This window comes from Halomonas sp. ND22Bw, from assembly GCF_003011945.1.
GTDB lineage: Bacteria > Pseudomonadota > Gammaproteobacteria > Pseudomonadales > Halomonadaceae > Halomonas > Halomonas halophila.
Window position 1 is genome coordinate 1 of the sequence record NZ_PXWD01001242.1, and the last position, 257, is coordinate 257.

General features: G+C 68.1%; 1 protein-coding gene. It reads right to left on the minus strand.

Going from position 1 to position 257, the window contains the following annotated elements:
- A partial coding sequence (locus tag CVH10_RS22145) for a hypothetical protein (protein WP_219925002.1) occupies positions 1-257 on the minus strand: 257 nt, incomplete at both ends.

The window sequence follows — 257 nt, forward strand, 5'->3', positions numbered from 1 at the left end:
AGGATTCCAGCGACCCTTGGTGGATCTGGGCGTCCGTCGCCTCGATCGGCTGGGTGTTGGAGCGGTTGCGATAAAGGCTGTCGCCGCCCTTTTCGAGCACGCCCAGGGTATCGAACCGCACGACCGACAGACGGCCAGTGACCTGGCCCTGCTGGGTGATGGTGCCGTCCTCGCCGACGCTGGGGGCGCCCAGCTTGGGGTCCAGCACGATCTCGGCGCCGCCGCCCAGAACCGCCAGGCCCTGTATGGTCGTCAGC